The 18,425-nt window shown below is 64.7% G+C and carries 10 protein-coding genes and 2 riboswitches; of the genes, 3 read left to right on the plus strand and 7 right to left on the minus strand.

The features are described 5' to 3' along the window. The first annotated feature begins 85 nt into the window (after positions 1-85). Genes AAEU42_RS12440 through AAEU42_RS12450 form a run of 3 tightly spaced genes read left to right on the plus strand, consistent with a single transcriptional unit; the run spans position 86 to position 3,557 of the window. Positions 86-1,099: an ABC transporter substrate-binding protein gene (locus AAEU42_RS12440; protein ID WP_342233888.1), complete on the plus strand. Its 1,014-nt coding sequence runs from the start codon at positions 86-88 to the stop codon at positions 1,097-1,099. Further along, entirely contained in the window at positions 1,096-2,820 is a 1,725-nt protein-coding gene (locus AAEU42_RS12445; RefSeq protein WP_342233889.1) for a cache domain-containing sensor histidine kinase, read from the plus strand. Before AAEU42_RS12440 ends, AAEU42_RS12445 begins: the two co-directional genes overlap by 4 nt. Then, the gene (locus AAEU42_RS12450) at positions 2,814-3,557 is read left to right on the plus strand and encodes a response regulator transcription factor (RefSeq protein ID WP_342233890.1); all 744 of its coding nucleotides are present in this window, start codon (positions 2,814-2,816) and stop codon (positions 3,555-3,557) included. Before AAEU42_RS12445 ends, AAEU42_RS12450 begins: the two co-directional genes overlap by 7 nt. A 47-nt stretch (positions 3,558-3,604) precedes the next feature. Here the strand turns inward: AAEU42_RS12450 and AAEU42_RS12455 are convergent, their stop codons facing one another. The 7 genes from AAEU42_RS12455 to AAEU42_RS12485 all read right to left on the minus strand — a co-directional run bounded on the left by AAEU42_RS12455 (position 3,605) and on the right by AAEU42_RS12485 (position 18,259). Beyond that, positions 3,605-6,925 (minus strand): hybrid sensor histidine kinase/response regulator, encoded by a 3,321-nt coding sequence (locus AAEU42_RS12455; RefSeq protein WP_342233891.1) that lies wholly within the window; start codon positions 6,923-6,925, stop codon positions 3,605-3,607. 36 nt (positions 6,926-6,961) lie between these two features. Beyond that, on the minus strand, positions 6,962-9,094 hold the full coding sequence (locus tag AAEU42_RS12460) for an ATP-binding protein (protein WP_342233892.1): 2,133 nt from the start codon (positions 9,092-9,094) through the stop codon (positions 6,962-6,964). 7 nt (positions 9,095-9,101) lie between these two features. Next, a complete protein-coding gene (locus AAEU42_RS12465; protein ID WP_342233893.1) occupies positions 9,102-10,397 on the minus strand; it encodes an ABC transporter substrate-binding protein in 1,296 nt (431 codons plus the stop codon). A 150-nt stretch (positions 10,398-10,547) separates the two neighbouring features. After that, positions 10,548-12,347, minus strand: a complete 1,800-nt coding sequence (ade, locus tag AAEU42_RS12470) for an adenine deaminase (RefSeq protein WP_342233894.1) — start codon at positions 12,345-12,347, stop codon at positions 10,548-10,550. 67 nt (positions 12,348-12,414) lie between these two features. Beyond that, positions 12,415-13,800 (minus strand): NCS2 family permease, encoded by a 1,386-nt coding sequence (locus AAEU42_RS12475; RefSeq protein ID WP_342233895.1) that lies wholly within the window; start codon positions 13,798-13,800, stop codon positions 12,415-12,417. Between the two features lie 89 nt (positions 13,801-13,889). After that, positions 13,890-15,167: an amidohydrolase family protein gene (locus AAEU42_RS12480; RefSeq protein ID WP_342233896.1), complete on the minus strand. Its 1,278-nt coding sequence runs from the start codon at positions 15,165-15,167 to the stop codon at positions 13,890-13,892. Positions 15,168-15,248: 81 nt separating this feature from the next. Beyond that, positions 15,249-15,345: riboswitch (purine riboswitch) on the minus strand. Between the two features lie 67 nt (positions 15,346-15,412). Next, positions 15,413-15,509, minus strand: a riboswitch (purine riboswitch). A 218-nt stretch (positions 15,510-15,727) separates the two neighbouring features. Beyond that, the gene (locus AAEU42_RS12485) at positions 15,728-18,259 is read right to left on the minus strand and encodes a putative bifunctional diguanylate cyclase/phosphodiesterase (protein ID WP_342233897.1); all 2,532 of its coding nucleotides are present in this window, start codon (positions 18,257-18,259) and stop codon (positions 15,728-15,730) included. Positions 18,260-18,425: the final 166 nt, after the last annotated feature.

Genomic DNA, 18,425 nt, shown 5'->3' on the forward strand with positions numbered 1-18,425 from the left:
TGGTGTCACCGGCCCGCCTTTTTATTTACAAAGCGATTAAAATGTGCTAAAATAAACAAAAAATGTGGGGAAGAAGGGCGGCTGAGTGAAAAAATTGACGGCGCTTGCGGCGGTTCTGGCCCTTTTCCTTACCGGCTGCGCCCCGGCGGCCACGGAGGAGTACCCCTTTGCCCCGGGGGAGGAGGAGCGGCTTACCGTCTACACCTCTCACAAGGAGGAGGTATACGGCCCCATCCTGAAGGAGTTCCAGGAGCGCACCGGAATCTGGACCGAGGTGGTCACCGGGGGCACCAACGAGCTTTTGGAGCGGATCGAGGCGGAGCGGGAGGAGCCCAGGGCCGACGTGATGTTCGGCGGGGGCGTGGAGAGCCTGGCGGCCTACGAGGACTGTTTTGAGCCCTACACCTGCGCCCAGGCGGGGGTCCTGAAGGCCGGGGCCCGGTGCGAGGGGGACGTGTGGACCCCCTTTTCCTCCCTGCCCATCGTGCTGATCTGCAACACCAAACTCCTCTCCCGGGGAGAGGTCACCGGCTGGGCTGACCTGCTGGACAGCCGGTACCGGGGCAGGATCGCCCTGGCTGACCCCACGGTGTCCGGCTCCAGCTACACCGGGATCCTGACCCTGCTCTCCGTCCTGCCGGGGGACGACTGGGAGCTGCTGGCCCGGCTGGTGGAAAATCTGGACGGGCAGGTCCTGGCGGGCTCGGGGGACGTGGTGGAGGCGGTGGCCTCCGGCAGCGACTTTATCGGGGTCACCCTGGAGGAGACCGCCCTCAAGCGCCTGGCCCAGGGGGATCAGATCGAGATCATCTATCCAGTGGAGGGGACCAGCGCCGTGCCCGACGGCAGCGCCCTCATTGCCGGGGCGCCCCACGGGGAGAACGCAAAGGCCTTTCTGGAGTTTGTACAGAGCTATGACGTGCAGGAGCTGGTGGTGAGCCAGTTTTCCCGCCGGTCGGTCCGCACGGATGTCCCCGACCCGGCCGAATTGGCGGGGGAGGGTATAAAGCTGGTGGACTACGACGTCCACTGGGCCGCCGGGCTGAAAGAGGAGTTCACCCGGCGGTGGTCCGCCCTGCGCGGGGAGGATGCGTCATGATGCGGGAGCGGTGGAACCGCTCCTTTCGGGGGAAGCTGCTCTTCGGTTTCCTGGTGACGGGGATCGTGCCGCTGCTGATCTGTGTTCTCATGATGGTGGGGGTATTCCGGGGCAGCCTGGAGCGGAACGCCGCCGAGACGGCACAGACCCAGCTGGCCGCCGCCGGGGCGGATATGGACGAGCTCTTCCACGTCTGTGCCGGGGTGATGGACACGCTGGCCCAGGACCCCCAGGTCCGCGCCGCCCTCTCCGGCTCCCGGGAGGTGGAGGAGCAGGACATCTATTATCAGCTCTACGCCGGCGCCGCCCCGGCCCTCAGCCGGGCGGACGTCTCCCTCTTCGACGCCCAGGGGCGGCGGCGCTATTCCACGGCCAACGACCGGGGCGGCACCGCCCTGTCCGCCGACTGGGGCGTGCTGAGAGCCGCCCGGGAGACGGGGGAGCTGGTTTTCCGGGACGTGGAGGACTTTGCCGGCGGCGGCCCGGACTGCCTGCGGGCGGCCCGGCCGGTGACGGAGGGGGGCCATGTGCTGGGCTATGTGGTGCTGGAGATGACCGACCGCCAGTTCCAAAGCCTGCTGGAGGGCAAGTACGGCGCCACATCGTCCCTGCTGGTGCTGGACCCCTACTGGAGCCTTGTGTACGCCACCCCCTCCGCCCGAAAGACGGGCCTGGTGCCCCGGCTGCGGGAGCAGATGCTCTCCGGGCAGGTGCTCAGCGACAAGGGCGGGGAATATTCTTATTATATCCGCCAGAGTGAGGGGACCGGCCTCTATCTCCTCATGCAGCAGCCCAAGCCCCTGGCGGCGTGGATCATGCGCCTGCTGTACCTGGTTGCGCTTATGGCCATCGCCCTGTGTGTGGGGCTATGCGTGCTGGTCTCCATGGGGTTTTCCAAGCAGCTCTTCGAGCCGATCCGGGCCCTCAACAGCGCCATGAGCGAGGTGGAGCGGGGGAATCTGGAGGTCCAGGTGGCCAGTGAGCGCATCGACGAGATGGGCCAGCTGGCGGGGCGGTTCGACCGGATGGTGTCCACCCTCCGGGACAACCTGGCCGAATCGGTGCGGCAGCAGCGGGAGCTGGGCGACGCCCAGATCCGCATGCTCCAGGCCCAGCTGAACCCCCACTTCCTCTACAATACCCTGGACACCATCAAATGGATGGGGAAGATCAATCAGGTGCCCGAGGTGGCCACAATCTCGGCTGATCTGGCCGACATCCTCCGGTGCAGCATCACCGATCAGGAATTCGTCACGCTGGAGCAGGAGCTGCGGCTGCTGGACCGGTATGTGGAGATCCAGAAGATCCGTTTTTCCGGCAAGTTCCAGTTCCGCACCCAGGTGGATGGGGCCATGCTGGACGTTCTGGTGCCCAAGCTGATGCTCCAGCCCTTGGTGGAAAACGCCATCGTCCACGGTTTCGAGGACCGGGAGGGGGGCGAGATCCTCATCACCGCCCGGCGGCAGGGAGAGGAGCTGGAGGTGACGGTGCGGGATGACGGCCGCGGCATGTCGGAGGAGAGCATCCGGCGCTTCCAGGCCCAGACCACGGCCTCCGGCGGGGGGCATCTGGGTCTTTATAATGTGGACGCCATTCTGAGGCTCCACTACGGCGCGGACCACGGCCTTGAGTTCCCGTTCACGGGGGGCCGGGGGACTTGCGTTCGGATCCGGCTGCCCATCAGCCGGGCGGGAAAGGAGAGGGAAGAGGAGCCATGCTGAAAGTGGTGGTGGTCGAGGACGAGGAGCTTGTGCGCAAGGGCATCGTCCTGGCGGTGGACTGGGCCAGCGTGGGCTGCGCCGTGGTGGCGGAGGCGTCCAACGGGGCGGAGGGACTGGAGGTCATCCGCCGCTGCAAGCCGGATCTGGTGGTCTCAGACATCAAGATGCCCCGGATGGACGGGCTGGAGATGGCCCGCACCCTCCGCTCCGAGGGGAACGGCGTCTTTCTCATCTTTCTGACGGCGTACAGCGACTTTGCCTACGCCCAGTCGGCGGTGAAGCTGGGGGCGGCGGACTATCTTCTCAAGCCCTTTCATGACGGGGAGCTGGAGGAGGTGGTCGCCCGCATCCAGAAAAACCGCCGGCCCGCCCCCACCGTGGGGGCGCAGGTCCTCTCCGAGGACCTGCGGGACAAGAGTAAGTATGTCATGGAGGCGCTGGCCTATATCGCCGGGCACTATAACGACCCGGATATCAGCGTCAGCTCCGTGGCCCGGAACCTGGATATCAGCGAGAGCCATCTGAGCCACGTGTTCAAGAAGGAGACCTCCCACACCCTGACGGGTTATTTGACCAATTACCGCATGCACCGGGCCATGGAACTGCTGAAGGACTGCCGCAACAAGGTCTATGAGGTGGCGGCGCAGGTGGGGTACCGGGATATCACCTACTTCAGCAGCACCTTCAAGCGGGCGGTGGGAATGTCGCCGTCGGAGTACCAGAAACAGTGCCAGTAGCATAAAAAGCCTTCGGCCCGAAAGGGCCGAAGGCTTTTTTGCATCACTCAATCCAGCCAGCGGTGGAGGGCGGCGAGGAGCTTGTCCATCTCCAGCGGCTTGGCCAGGTGCTCGTTCATACCGGCCTGCCGGGCGCGGTAGGCGTCGTCGGCGAAGGCGTTGGCGGTGAGCGCGATGATGGGGATCTCGGAGGCGTCGGGGCGGCCGCCCGTCCGGCCCAGCTCCCGGATGGCCCGGGTGGCCTCGTAGCCGTCCATCACCGGCATCTGGATATCCATGAGGATGAGGGAATAGGTGCCCGGCGGATGGGCCGAGAACAGCTCTACCGCCTGCTTTCCGTCCACGGCGCAGTCGCTCTTCAGTCCCGACATCCCCAACAGCTCCCGGGCGATCTCCCGGTTGATGTCGTTGTCCTCCACCAGCAGGACCGTGGTCCCCGGGCCAAAGCCGGAGGCGGGCCGGGGGGCGGTTTGACCGGTGGGGGCGGCGGAGAGGGCCTGCCGGTCCAGCTTGAGGAAGAGGATGACGGTGAAGCGGGTCCCCTCCTCGGGTCGGCTCTCCACCCGGATGGAGCCGTTCATCATCTGCACCAGGTTGTGGGTGATGGCAAGACCCAGCCCCGTCCCCTGGACGGAGCCCACCCGGGGGTCCTCCGCCCGCTCAAAGGGGGTGAAGAGCCTGTCCAGGAAATCGGGGGACATGCCGATGCCGTCGTCCTCCACGATGAACTCGAAACAGCCCACCCCCCGGAGGCTGGAGAGCTTCTCCTCCGCCCGGAGGGAGATGCGGCCCCCGGCGGGGGTGTATTTGACGGCGTTGGAGAGCAGGTTGAGCAGGATCTGCTGCACCCGCATGGAGTCGCCCAGGACGGCGTCGTTCTGGATGGAGGAGCGGAAGGCGAGCCTCTGGTCCTTGCGGTCGGTGTCCGGTCGGATGATCTGGAGGACGGTGTTCAAGGTTTCGCCGAGGGAAAAGGAACTCTCGTTCAGACCGATATTGCCCGACTCGATCTTGGACATATCCAGCACTTCGTTGATAAGGCCCAGCAGGTGGCTGCCCGAGAGGTGGATCTTGGCCAGGCAGTCGGACACCTTTTCCGGCTCGTCCAGCCGTTTTTCCGCGATGGTGGCCATGCCCAGGATGGCGTTCATGGGGGTGCGGATGTCGTGGCTCATGCGGGAGAGGAATTCGCTCTTGGCCTGGTTGGCCCGCCGGGCGCCCTCATAGGCCTCCTCCAACGCCTGCTTGGCGGCGCTCTCCTCCGCCTGGTGCTCCAGTTCCCGGCGTTTTTCCGCGCTGACGTTCCGCAGGGCGATGATGGCGATCTTGGGCTCCGCGCCCAGAAGGGACACCGGGTGGATCTCCAGCCGGAACCACGCGGGCTCGGAGCCCGCGGGGCCGCCCTGCCGGAACTCCACCTCGGCGTAGTCGTTGGAGCGCAGCAGGACGTCCCGGTCGCACACCTGGGCCACCCGGGGCCGGCTGGCGTCCTCCACCTGGGGCAGCAGGCGCCTGCACAAATCGCCGGAGAAGCTGCCGGTGCGGGTGAATTCCAGCGGGTCCCTGCTCTGCGGCAGACGGACGGCGTAATACTGGTCGTCGGTAAGATTCACATAGAAGATGCAGACGTAGACGCCGCTGATGGCCTGGAGGGCGGACTGGTTCATGTGCAGGCGCTCGCTGTTTTCCAGCAGGGTCTCCTTCAGGCTGTGAATGTTGCGGATGGTGCCCACCACCCGGTCGGGGCGGCCGTCCCGGATGATGAGGCGGCTGCTGACCCGGTGCCAGCGGTAGTCGCCCGGCGCGCTGTCCGGCGTGACGACCCGGGCCTCGAACATCTCAGCCCGGCCGTTGCAGATGTTGTCGATGGCCATGGGGGCGTCCTCGGGGTGGAGGAAGGACTTGTCCAGCAGGCATTGGGAGTAGTGGTCCAGCTCCCGGCGGATGACGCCGCCGCCGGCGCGGGGCTCGTAGCTGATGAAGGTGTCGGTATCCATGATATACTCGAACATGGTGTCCGAGCTGGACTCCATAGCCACCCGGTACATCTCCTGCTCCTGCTCCAACTGTTCCTGGAGCAGCTTGCGCTGGGTGATGTCCACCAGGGTGCGCTGAATGACCAGTTCGCCCTCCGGGGTGCGGTCCACCACGGTGTTGGTGCCGTTCAGCCAGTGGAGGGAGCCGTCCCGCCACCGGGCCCGGTACTCCCGGTCCTGCCGGTCCCCCACGTTGTGGAGGAGCCGGTAGGCCTGGCGCAGCATGGCCTGATCCTCCTCCAGCACGGAGCCCAGCACGCCGCCGTGCCAGTCCGCCATTCCCTCATCCATACTGTCGTAGCCCAGCAGGGACAGGGCCGCGCGGTTGAGGGAGGTGAGGTGGAAGGTGCCGTCCCGGCGGCAGACGAAGCGGATGATGCCGCAGGGGACGGTGTCGTAGATGCTGGTCAGGAGCTGGGTCTGCTCCCGCAGGCGCTGGGCGTCCTCCTCCGACCTGGTCACGTCCAGGTAGAGGCTGTTGACCATCCAGTTGCCCTCGGGGTCCTGGGCCTTCTTGCCGCTGTCGATGATCCACTTGAGACTGCCGTCCTTGCACCGGACACGGTAGCGGATGGAGTAGGTGAGCCCTCCGTCCCGGAAGGCCTCCACACATTCGCCCAGGACCCGCTCCAGGTCGGGGGGATAGACGGCCCCCACGGCGGTGCCGCCGGTGACGGCCATAAACTCCTCCACCGTATAGCCGAAGAGGGCGGCGGCCTCCTTGCTGACAAAGGCGTAGGAATAGGTGTCGTCGTCGTTGCTGATCTTGAGCCCGCCGGCGATGGAAGACATGATGACCTCCAGTTGGCGGTTTTGCTGTGTGGTCTGGACCTCCAGCGCCGCCAGCCGGTCCTGGACATACTCGTAGGACTGCCGGCCGATCTTCTCCGGAAAGAGCTCCCCGCTGACAAGCTCCTGGTAGGGGTTGGAGCAGTGGATGTGGGCGCACAAAAGAGCCCCGCCGGCCTCCTGGAACACAAAGGTGACCCGCTGGTGGACCTTGAGGTACATCTCCACGCCGGGGGCGGTGGAAACCCACATCCGGCCCGACACTACGTAGACGCCCGGCACGGGCTCGATGGCGTCGTACTCCTCGTCCTGGATGCCGCACTCCGGAATGGCGTCCTTGAATTGGCGGAAGGCTGCCGCAGCCTGGTCCCGGCCCACGATATACTGCTCCTCGCCCGCGCCGAACCAGGTGAACTGAGGGGCGAAATAGGCGGTCACCTTCTCGGGCTCGCCCTCGCAGTAGTGCAGGCGCATCAGACGGCTGGCGAGGGCCTTGGCCTCCTCCAGACGTCGGGTATGGTCACGTTCGGTCGGATGTTCCACTGTGCCCACGACCTTTCTTATCGGAGCCGGGATCGCTTATGGCTCCAGGTGTTTTTGGATCTCTCTGAGCATGGCGGGCATGTCCAGCGGCTTTGCCAGATGGCTGTCCATCCCGGCCTCTTTGGCCGCCTCCACGTCCTCGGAGAAGGCGTCCGCCGTCATGGCGAAAATGGGGATGGAGGCGGCGTCGGGCCGGTCCAGCCGCCGGATCCGCCGGGCGGCCTCATAGCCGTTCAGGACGGGCATCTGGATGTCCATCAGGATCAGGTCGAAATATCCCGCCCCGGCGTCGGTGAAGCGGTCCACGCAGGCCTGACCGTTCTCCACACACTCCACCTGGGCGCCCGCCCCCTCCAGGAGTTCCCGGGCGATCTCCCGGTTGAGCTCGTTGTCCTCCGCCACCAGGATGCGGCGGCCCGTGAGGTCGACGGGGCCGTCCCGCCGTTCCTGGGTGAGGAGGCGGGGGGCGGGAGAGGCTAACGGCAGGTCCAGGGTGACGGTGAATACCGTGCCCTTTCCCGGCTCGCTCTCCACGGTGATGCGGCCGTCCATCCGGTCCACGATCATTTTGGCGATGGCCATGCCCAGGCCGCTTCCCTCGGTCTTGTCCACCCGGCTGTCCTGTTCCCGGGTAAAGGAGTCAAAGATGTGCTCCAGAAATTCCGGCTGCATCCCGATGCCGTTGTCCGCCACCCGGAAGACCAGTCGGGCCTGTCCCGCTTTGGGAGAGGGGCGCTCGGCCACCTCCATCCGCACCTGGCCCCCCTCCTGGGTGAACTTGACGGCGTTGGACAGGAGGTTGAGGAGGACCTGGTTGAGGCGGAGGGAGTCGAAGCACAGCGTGTCATGCTGAAGGTCAGGGCAGGACAGGGTGAAGTCCAGCCCCTTCTTTTCCGCCATGGGAGAGACGATGTTGGAGAGATTGTCCAGGAGGTCCCGCAGGGAGGCGGGGTCCTGGCGGAGCACCAGCTTACCGCTCTCGATCTTGGACATGTCCAGGATATCGTTGATGAGCCCCAGCAAAAGCTGGCCCGACAGCTCCACGTTTTTGAGGTAGCCCGCCATCCGCTCCGGCTCCCCGATATGGCCCTCCGCCAGCTTGGTCATGTTGAGAATGGCGTTCATGGGGGTGCGGATGTCGTGGGACATGTTGGAGAGGAAGCGGCTCTTGGCCGCGTTGGCGCTCTCCGCCGCCCGGCGGGCCTGCTCCTCCGCCAGGAGGATCCGGCGGGTGGAGTCCCGGTAGATGATGAAGAAGGCGGCCAGTATAAAGACGCTGACCAGGATCAGGAGGAACAAGATCTGGGAGTGCTCGACGATGCTGCCGGCCTGCTCCATGATGACCGCGTTGGGGATGATGGACACCACGTACCAGCCCGCCGCGGACTCCATGGGCACGTAGCAGAACACGTATTCCTCCTCCTGGTAGCGGAAGCGGGCAGCCCCCCGTTTCCCCTGCTCCAGCGCGCGCCGGAAGGCGTCGATATCTTTGCCGCTGTTGCCCTGGAGGTCGATGATGTCGAAGAGGTTTTGGAAGGTGCGGTTGCTGTTGGGGTGCAGGGAGCGGATCAGGATGTCCCCCGCCGGGTTCACCACGTAGGAAAAGCCCTGGTCGTCGTAAAAGGAGAGGGAAAACCGCTCGGCGATCTCGGAGAGGGGCTGGGACTTTTGGACCAGCCCCGGGGCGCCGTCGGCAAAGGAGAAGTTTTCGTAGATGCCCAGAGTCCAGACCCCCGTGTAATCGTCAAGAAAGGGCTCCCGGACACCGCTGCCCTCCAGGGAGCGGAAGACCTGGAGACGGTCTTCGCCCAGCGGGCCGCCCGGCGGGTTCTGGTCCGTATAGGCGGCGCCGGAGGCCAGGTCCACGCAGAGGTAGGCGGTGTTGTCCTCGCCCCCGCCAAACAGCCCGACCTTTTCCCATAGGGCCTGTTCGTCACCGGAACGCTTCCCCTCCAGCGTGGAGGCCAGCAGGTGGAGGGCCGCCTCATCCTTTTCCAGGTAGACGTCCAGGGTATGACGGCCCTGGGCGGTGACCTCCAAAATATCCGTCACCGCCTTGTTCCAAAGGTTTGCTTGAACGTTGTAGATGTAGCAGATGCCGCCAACCAAAATGGCGGCGGTGGAGAAGAGGACCAGAAGGATAATGACCCATTTACGCCGTTCTTTCAACAAAAGCTCACGCTCCCGTCCGCGCTTCATGCCACGCGCCGATCAGTTCCCGCATACAGGACACGGCGGCCTGAGCGTCTCCGCCCTCCAGCATTTTTACCACGCACTGCCGGGACAGGTCCCAGATGGGCAAATCGAAATTGTCGTCCGAGCCCAGCACGCTGCGGCCGTTGGTCAGGTAGGGGGCGATGGACTGGATGGCCTTGTCCTCGGCCAGCAGGTTCTCCTTCAGCGGGCTGAAGGAGCTCTGGCTGTTTACAAACTCCCACAGTACGTCCCTGCGGGTCAGATATTCCACAAACTGCTTGGCCTCCTCCAGATGGGGGCTGTCGGCGTTGACGCTGACCCGGGTGTCCATGTTGATGACCAGCACGCTGCCGTCATCCAAAATGGGGTAGGGGCGCACCTCGAAACGGAGGCCGGGCGCCAGCTCCCGCAGGCGGGAGACCGCCCAGGCGCCGGTGAGCATGAAGGGCCGCTCACCCTGGGCAAAGAGGACCAGATCGTCCTTGGTCTTGGCGGTGGTCAGGGCCTCCCCGGCGTCCACCCAGCCCTGGGAGAGCATCTGCTCCACCAGCTGGAAGCCGGGGAGGAGGGCCTGGGCCAGATCGTCCTCACCGGTATTGAACCGCGCGATGGCCTGGGCGGTGTCCGCCCCCTGGTAGAGGGGGAGGAGGGCCCCGCCCAGGACTACGGTCTTGAGAGAGATGTCATTGTTGGCCACGATGGGGGTGATGCCCTGGGAGACAAAGTAGCGGCAGGCCTCCTCCAGCTGGGCCCGGTTTTCAGGAATTTCCCGGCCGTGGGCCTTGAGAAGGTCCGTGTTGCAGTAGAGGCCGAAGGCGGAGATGGAGGTGGGCAGGTAGTAGATGGCCCCGCTGGCGGACATCTGGCTCATGGCCAGGTCGCTGAAGTCCGCCACGGTGGAGAGGTCCGAGAGGTCGGCCAGCCGGCCCTGGCCGCTCAGCTCCAGCACCCGCTCATGGTCCACCATGAAGATGTCGTCGCCGTTGCCGGTGTCCAGCCGTTTTTGCAGGACGTCGTAATAGTCGAGGCCCTTGATCCCGTCATAGGAGATGCAGAGCTCTGGGTGCTCGTCCATGTAGCCGTGCAGGGCGTCCTCGATGGCCAGGACGTTGAGGGCCTCGTATTTAAAACCGAAGAAGGTCAGCCTGGTCTGGGGAGGAGGAGCCGTTGGGGTGTCGTCGATGATGATGTTCCGTCCCGCTGAACAGCCCCCCAGCAGGGAGGCGGTGAGGGAAAGGGAACACAGGGCCCGGAACGCGCGCCGAGGCTGATTCATTCTGTTTCCCCTCCCTAAAACTCACATTAATCGCTGTTTTGATATATTTTTTAGTATACCATGGCCGGGGCGATGGGACAAGGAAAGAAAAAGAAATGGCGGGCATTTTGTGCCCGCCATTTCCTAAATTCGATTTTCTCGGGGCCGCGCTCACAGAAACAGCGGCGTGAACGTAAAGCTCCGGCAGTCCACCAGCCCCCGGTCGGTGAGGCGCAGCTCGGGGATGCAGGCCAGGGAGGCCAGGGCCATGGTCATGAAAGGGGCGGGCAGGGTGCAGCCCAGCTCCTTCCAGGCTCCGGCCAGCCGGTCCACCAGACCGGCCATCTCCTCCACGCCGCCCTCACCCATGAGCCCCGCCACGGGCAGGGGGACCAGGCCCAGGACCCGGCCGTCCAGCACGGCGCACATCCCGCCGCCGCAGCCGGCCAGGGTGTTGGCGGCCAGGACCATGTCGGCGTCCGCCGCCCCCATGACCAGCAGGTTGTGGGCGTCGTGGGCCACCGTGGAGGCCATGGCCCCCCGGGTGATCCCGAAGCCCTTCAAGAAGCCCAGGGCGTGGCGCCCCATGGCCTTGTGCCGCTCAAAGACGGCGGCCTTCAGCACATCCTGCTCCGGGGCGGCGTCCACCTGGCCGTGGTGGGCGGTCAGGGTGACCACGGCCTCCCGGTTGGCGGCGCTGCCGCCGATGACCTCGATGGCCCGGACCTTTACCACCCCCTCCTGGACTGGGGCTGCGATCCGGAGCTGTTCGGCGGTCACCGGCTGGGCCAGGTGCATGGTGTCCCTGGCCCAGCCGGGGCAGGGAGGCGGAGACAGGGGGGAGGCGAGGGCGCCGTTCTCCGCGGCGAGGGCCCCGTCGATAAAGACCGCCGCGGCCTTGAAGTCCTTCAAATCCTCAAAAAGGACCAGGTCGGCGCACTTGCCGGGGGTGACGGAGCCAAGATCCTGGTCCATCTGAAAGCACTGGGCGCAGTTGATGGTGACCATCTGCAGGGCGGTCACGGGGGGGATGCCCTCCTCCACCGCCCGGCGGAGGAGCCGGTCCACGTGGCCCTCGACCGCCAGGGTGTGGGGGTGGGCGTCGTCGGTGACCAGCAGGGCGAAGCGGGGGTCCACCTGGTGGGCGGTCACCGCCTGGGCCACCTGGTGGAGGTCCTTCCAGCCGGAGCCCTCCCGCAGCATGGCGTACATGCCCAGGCGCATTTTGGCCAGGGCCTCCTCCTCCCGCACCGACTCGTGGCAGCTGCGCACGCCGGAGGCGATGTAGGCGTTGAGGCCCCGGTCCAGGTCGGGCATGGTGTAGTGGCCGGTAATGGTGCGGTCCGCTTTCAGAGTCTCTGCCAGGATGGCGTGGGGCTCCTCCGCCCCGCCCAGGACGCCGGGGTCGTTCATCATCTCCCCCAGGGCCACACAGCGGGGGTCGGTCATGGCCTTCGCCACGTCCCCGGCGTCCACCGCGGCGCCGGTGTCCTCGAAGCCGGGGACGGCCGGGACGCAGGAGGGCATGGTGAGCATGGCCTTCAGAGGCGTCCGCTCCGCCTCCTCCAGCATCAGTTCCACCCCCTTGGGGCCCAGCACGTTGCAGATCTCGTGGGGGTCGAAGTAGACCCCAACGGTGCCGTGGGGGATGACGGCGGCGGCGAAGCCGGCGGGGGTCATCATGGAGGATTCGATGTGGACGTGGCCGTCCAGCAGCCCCGGGGCCAGGTACCGGCCCCCGGCGTCTACCACCCGGGTGTCCTTGCCGACGCAGTGGGCGGCGTCGGGGCCCACATAGGCGATGCGGCCCATGGCCGCGGCCACGTCCATGGGGTACTGGATCTCCCCGGTGCAGACGTTCACCAGCCGGGCGTTCCGGATGACCAGCTCGGCCGGGGCCTGGCCCTGGGCCACGGCGGCCAGGGTCTTGGCCGCCTCCCAGAGCGGGACGCGGCAGAATACGTTTTTCATACGCGGACCTCCTTGTGTCGAAGCGCGCGCGGCGGCCCGGCCCCCAAAGGGCCGGGCCACCGGACGGTCAGATGAGGATGTACTTGAAGACAAAGAGGATGGCCAGGATATACATGACCACGCTGATCGTGTTCCGGCGCTCTTTGCCGCCGAAAAGGTTGATGACCACGTAGGAGATGGTGCCCATGGCGATGCCCTCGGAGATGGAGTACATGAAAGGCATGGCGATAAGGGTGATGTAAGCGGGGATGGCGTCAAAGGCGTTGTCGAAGTCCACCTTCAGGATGGCGCCCACCATCAGGAAGCCCACCACGATGAGGGCGGGGGCGGTGGCGAAGGAGGGGATGGCCAGGAAGATGGGGGAGAGGAAGAGAGCCGCGCCGAACAGGGCGGCGGAGACCAGGCTGGTGAGGCCGGTGCGCCCGCCCTCGGAGACGCCGGAGGCGCTCTCCACGAAGGTGGTGATGGTGGAGGTGCCCAGCACGGCGCCGGCGGTGGTGCCCACGGCGTCGGCCATCAGGGCTCCACGGATCTTGGGCAGCTTGCCGTCCTGGTCCAGCATGTCCGCCTTGGAGGCCACGCCGATCAGGGTGCCCAGGGTGTCGAACATGTCCACGAAGAGGAAGGCGAAGACCACCACCAGGAAGTCCAGAGAGAGGACTTTGGAGAAGTCCAGCTGGCCCAGGGTGGGCAGGACGCTGGGGATGGCGATGCCGTTGGAGAAGTCGGGCAGGACGCTGCCCAGGACGGAGGGGTCATAGAGGCCGGTGACCTGGCACAAAATGCCCAGGACCCAGGTGGCCAGGATGCCCCAGAGGATGTTGCCCTTGACCTTTTTCACCACGAGGATGGAAGTGATCAGCACGCCGATGATGGCCAGCAGGACCGTGATGCCCACGGTGCGGAAGTCGGCGGCGTTGTCGGCGAAGTTATAGACCCCCACCAGGGTGGCGGACTCCACCACCAGCTTGCAGTTCTGCAGGCCGATGAAGGCGATGAAGAGGCCGATGCCCGCGGAGACCGCGTGCTTGAGGGGCAGGGGGATGGCGTTGAAGATGGCCTCCCGCACGTTGGTGAGGGAGAGAAGGATGAAGATGACGCCCTCCACAAAGACGGCGGCCAGGGCCATCTGCCAGGAATAGCCCATTTTGATGACCACGGTATAGGCGAAGTAGGCGTTCAGGCCCATGCCGGCGGAGAGGACGAAGGGGTAATTGGCAAAGACCGCCATCAGGACGGTGGCCAGGATCGAGGCGAGGCAGGTGGCGGTGAATACGGCGCCGGCGTCCATGCCGGCCGCGCTGAGGATGCTGGGGTTGACCGCCAGGATATACGCCATGGTCATGAAGGTGGTCACCCCCGCCATGACCTCGGTCTTGACGTCGGTGTGGTTGGCGCTGAGATGGAACACTCTGTCCAGAGTGCCGCCAGGGGCTTTTGTCGGTGTACTCATGCTGGACCCTCCCTTTCAATTCGCAAGGTTTTGAGCATCGGGGCCTCTCTCGTGCCCCTTACCATAGCCGAGTGCCGGGGATAACGCGCTTACCAGAGTGCCGTGCCGCTGCCGTACTTCTTTATCACATCCCTGTCTTCCAATAGATAGACGCCTCTCTCCAGGCGTTCTTGAATGGTGAGTTCCAAAGGGGTTTTCAGCCGGCTGTCGTCCAGGACCACGGCGTCCACCTCATAGCCCGGGGCGAAGGAGCCCACCGGGCCGAAGAAAGAGCCGCCGCCCGCGGTGGCCAGCCAGAAGGCCTCGGGCACGGTGAGGGGGGCGAGGCTCTGGTCGGAGAGCCGCCAGTGCAGCTTGGAGCACTGCACGGCGTCCGCCATGGCCCGGAGGATGGACAGGCTGCTGCCCCCCGCCACGTCGCTGCCCAGGCCCAGGTTGAGGTCGGCATCCAGGTACCGCCGGACGGGGGCCACACCGGAGGCCAGATTGGCGTTGGACTGGGGACAGTGGGCGATATAGACGCCCCGGTCCCGTATAAGGGAAATCTCCTCGTCGCTGGAGAGGACGCAGTGGGCCATAATGGTCCTGACGTCCCCGCCGAACAGGCCGAAGGAGGCATAGGCGTCGCCGTAGAACCGGGAGGCGGGGCAAAGCTCCTGGACCCAGGCCCGCTCCCCCTCGTTTTCCGACAGGTGGGACTGGAGGGGAAGGCCGTACCGCCGCTGGATGTCCGCCAGCCGCTCCATGAGCTCGTCGGAGCAGGAGGGGATGAAGCGGGGGGTGAGGATGGGTTTGGTGCGCCGGTATTTCCCGGCCGTGTCCTCCAGCCAGCGGACGGTCTCCTCCGCCGAGGCTTTGGCGCTGGGCTCCCGGATGGTGTCGGGGCAGTTGCGGTCCATGTTCACCCGGCCCACCATGGTCACAAGCCCCGTGTCCTCCAAAAGGTCCATCAGCAGCTCGGTGGCCCCGGTGTGGGCGGTGGCGAAGACGCAGGCCCGGGTGGTGGCGCCCCGCTTCAGGTCCCCGGCAAAGATGCCGTAGGCCTTCCGGGCGTAATCCAGGTCCCGGTACTTGGCCTCCTCGGGAAAGACCCGGGCCTCCAGCCAGTCCAGCAGCTCCAGGTCCATGCCCAGGCCCCGGAAGGCGTACTGGGGGGCGTGGACGTGGAGATCGGTCAGGCCGGGAATGACCAGCCGGCCTGTCCAGTCCTCCAGGGGCAGGGCCCGGTATTCTTCGGGCAGGTCCCGGAACACACCGGCGGACCTGCCCTCCAGGACCACCAGATAACCGTTTTCCACGGTCTCCAGGGTGCGCGGGTCCTTGCTGTAACACAGATCGCCCTTGAGCACAAAGGTTTTGTCACGCATCGGTTTTATTCTCTCCTTTTCTGGGTGAGCGCCGGAAAAAGGGCGCAAAAAAGCTGCCGCAGGAACGCCATAAGTATTCCCGGTTTTCCTCCGGGAACTTATAGCGCAGCTGTTACGGCAGCTGGTAGAGACGCCCGACCAATTACGGGCCTATATAAGTCCTCTGCTATTCGATTTGGTCCGGCCGTCTCTGGAGCGGGCAACAAAAAAGCTGCCGTCCAACTGTACTTTTATCTCCAAAGGCATCACCGCCCTTCGAGACTTATAGCACAGCTATTTCGGTAGCTGGTAGAGACGCCCAACCAATTATGGGCTTATATAAGTCTGAGTCACACTTTGTTTGATTGTGCTTTCAGTATAATCACAATAGATGGCTTTGTCAATAGGGGTTTCGTTGTATAATTTGACGGCCGGTGGAAAAAATACCCCCAAATGACTGGGGCGCAGCCGATAGAAGATTTTCCTGCAAAATAAAAATATTTTAGGAAAGAAATCTTTCTGTTTGAAACGGGGCCGTACTGGACGTTCAAAGGAGATGTCCAATCCGGCCCCGCTTCTTGCTATTCCTTTATAAAACGGTCAAATTCCGCCTCGGGCATGGGCCGGGCGTAGTAATAGCCCTGAATATACTGTGCTCCGGAAGCGGCGATGGCCTCCTGCTCCGCCTGGGTCTCCACGCCCTCCGCTACGACCAGCAGCCCGTTGATGGCCGCCATCTCCACAATGGAGTGGAGCAGCGCGTATTGCTTGGGGCTCGTTAAGATCTGCTGGGTCAAGGAGCGGTCGATTTTGAGGATGTCCACCGGAAGGTTGGACAGGTAATTGAGGCTGCTGTATCCCACGCCGAAATCATCCAGCGCAATATGGACGCCTGCCTGCCTCAGCTTTTCCAGGACCTCGGCCGCCCGGTCTATGGACTGGATCAGGATGCTCTCCGTGATCTCCAGAGTGACCCGGCGGGGGTCCAGGCCGCTGGAGCGGATCAGCTCCAGCAGGTGGTCGGCGCTGGCGCCGACCAGAAGCTGCTGTACGGAGAGGTTGATCCCGATCCGTTTGAGCCCCAGCCGCTCGCCATGGGCCTTCATAAACGCGCAGGCCTGGGAGAGCACATAGTCGCCCAGCTCTTCCACGATGCCGTTGCGCTCGGCCAGGGAAATGACCTGGCCCGCAGAGAAGTGGCCGCCTTTGCCGTTGGGCAGGCGCACAAGGGCCTCCGCCGCGGTGTACCGGCCGTCTTCCAGCAGCATGATGGGCTGGTACCAGACCTCCAGGGACTTCTGCCGGATGGAGTCCTTCAGCCGGCGCAGGATGTCTCCCTCGGTCCGGATCATCTCGTCCAGCTGTCCGTTGTAGATGGCCACCGTCCGGTCCGACTCCTTGGCGAAGCGCAGGGCGGACTGGATATGGTCCAGGAGAGCGCCGGGGGTCTCACCGTGTTCGGGGTACAGGCAGGCCGCGATGCGGATCTGCAGGGGGAAGGAGAGGCTGCCCACCGTGATGGGCGCGAGAAACATGGCCTGAAGCCGGCTGGCAAAGGACTGGGCGCTTTCGTCGGAGAGGGATACGCCCAGGAACACGTCGCCGTTGATGCGGTAGAGGTAAGTACCGAATGGGCGTGACAGCCGGCGCAGCACCTCGTGCAGGATCTCGTCTCCGATGGCGGCGCTGAACAGCTCGTTATACTGGCTGAAAGAGCAGATATCCACGCAGTAGAGGCTGAACCGCCTCTTTTTGTCGTAAGAGATCAGCATATTGGTATCCCGGAGAAATTTCGGCCGGTTCCCCACGGCGAACACCGGGTCGGAATAGGCCAGCTGCTCCACCTGCTTGCGGTACCGGTTGAAGGTCTTGGAAAGCTCCATCATTTCCAGGTCCGTGTACTCGTCAAAGACCACGTCGCCCCTTCCCTCGATGAGCTGCCTGCATTTTTCCGTCAGCTTGCGCACGGGGGATTCCTGGGCGACACGGAGGTAATAGGCGCGGATCAGCCCGGCGAGGGCATCCGCCGCCCGGTCGGTGCCGGGCCGGTATTCGGCATACTGGTAGCGGGCCATCAAAAAGCTCTTCTCTCCGTCGATCCGCACCTGCAATAAGAGCTCCAGCGACAGCCCCTTGGCGAAGTCCTCCCGCTGCTGCTCGTCCATCTCCTCCCGCACCGCGACGATAAAACTCCCGGCGTCCAGCCGCCCGGCCAGGAAAGGGCTGTGGATATACTCGTCCAGCCGGGCCGGGACGCTCCGCAGGAAAACCGCCTCCGCATCCGGGCCGATCAGGCGGGCGGCCTGCGTATATCCCTCGATGGAGTAGTAAAACAGCATGACGGGGCGGCCGCCGGCGGAGGGCCAGCCGTCCAGAGCGGCCGTAAATCCCCTGCGGTTGTACAGGCCCGTGTCCGCGTCCTTCTGGTCCGTCAGACGCAGCGCCCGTTTTTGCGCGGCGTTTTTGTACAGCAGGTACGCCATCGCCAGCAGGAGGACGGCCAGCAGCGTGCTCACCAGGATCAGGCCCATTGTCTGCCCCGAATCGAGCCATCCCGCCGACGGTTGGATGCTGAGGGTCCATTGGGTCGGAAGATAGAACACCGTTTTTTTCGCCTGGGAGAAATCGGTGTCTGACCGGGAGCTTGCGATGACCTCCTTGTTTCCATTCTGCGGCTCCACGCGCCACAGCTCGTAGTCATACCCCTGTGCGTACAGCTCCGCCAGCCCGAGCTCCTCCAGAACATAGTCCCGGTCTACCGCCACGGCCACCTGGCCCAGATAGGCGTTCTCCTCCACAATGGGCTGCAGAAACAGGAATACCTCCTGTCCGGGGGCACTCTCCAATACGACGGGCCCTTCGACCACCAACTCCTTGACGACCTTGGCCAAGGTGAATATGTAGGAGAAATCCTGCATGTCCCGCCCGACCAGCTGTCCAAAGCTGTCCCGGGGCAGGGCGCTTACCATGGTGTCCCCGGCGAACAGGTAGGCGAAGCGGACCTCCTCCCGCTCCAGCAGCGGCTCGGCCGCGTGGTCGAACCAGTCGAGGGAGCCCGGCTGCTCCTTTTCCATCACATATGCCGTCTGCGCCAGGGAACCGGCCTCGTTCATGGTCCCCCCCATCTGAAGAAGGATCTTTTCCCGATAGTAAAACAAGACGTTTTCAGCTTCTCTTTGACGGATCTCCAGAATGGAGCTCCGTAGGCCAAGCCCCACCGCCGAGGCCGCGGCGAGGATCAGCAGTATGACGGCGAAACAGGCTGCCCGCCGTGGAGTG

The sequence above is a fragment of the Pseudoflavonifractor phocaeensis genome, assembly GCF_038439875.1.
Taxonomy (GTDB): Bacteria; Bacillota; Clostridia; order Oscillospirales; family Oscillospiraceae; genus Vermiculatibacterium.

Bases quoted from the DNA above. Each gene is read 5' to 3' on its own strand.
- AAEU42_RS12445 (WP_342233889.1), top strand. From the start codon at position 1,096: ATGATGCGGGAGCGGTGGAACCGCTCCTTTCGGGGGAAGCTGCTCTTC.
- AAEU42_RS12450 (WP_342233890.1), top strand. From the start codon at position 2,814: ATGCTGAAAGTGGTGGTGGTCGAGGACGAGGAGCTTGTGCGCAAGGGC.
- AAEU42_RS12465 (WP_342233893.1), bottom strand. From the start codon at position 10,397: ATGAATCAGCCTCGGCGCGCGTTCCGGGCCCTGTGTTCCCTTTCCCTC.
- ade (WP_342233894.1), bottom strand. From the start codon at position 12,347: ATGAAAAACGTATTCTGCCGCGTCCCGCTCTGGGAGGCGGCCAAGACC.
- AAEU42_RS12475 (WP_342233895.1), bottom strand. From the start codon at position 13,800: ATGAGTACACCGACAAAAGCCCCTGGCGGCACTCTGGACAGAGTGTTC.
- AAEU42_RS12480 (WP_342233896.1), bottom strand. From the start codon at position 15,167: ATGCGTGACAAAACCTTTGTGCTCAAGGGCGATCTGTGTTACAGCAAG.
- AAEU42_RS12485 (WP_342233897.1), bottom strand. From the start codon at position 18,259: ATGAACGAGGCCGGTTCCCTGGCGCAGACGGCATATGTGATGGAAAAG.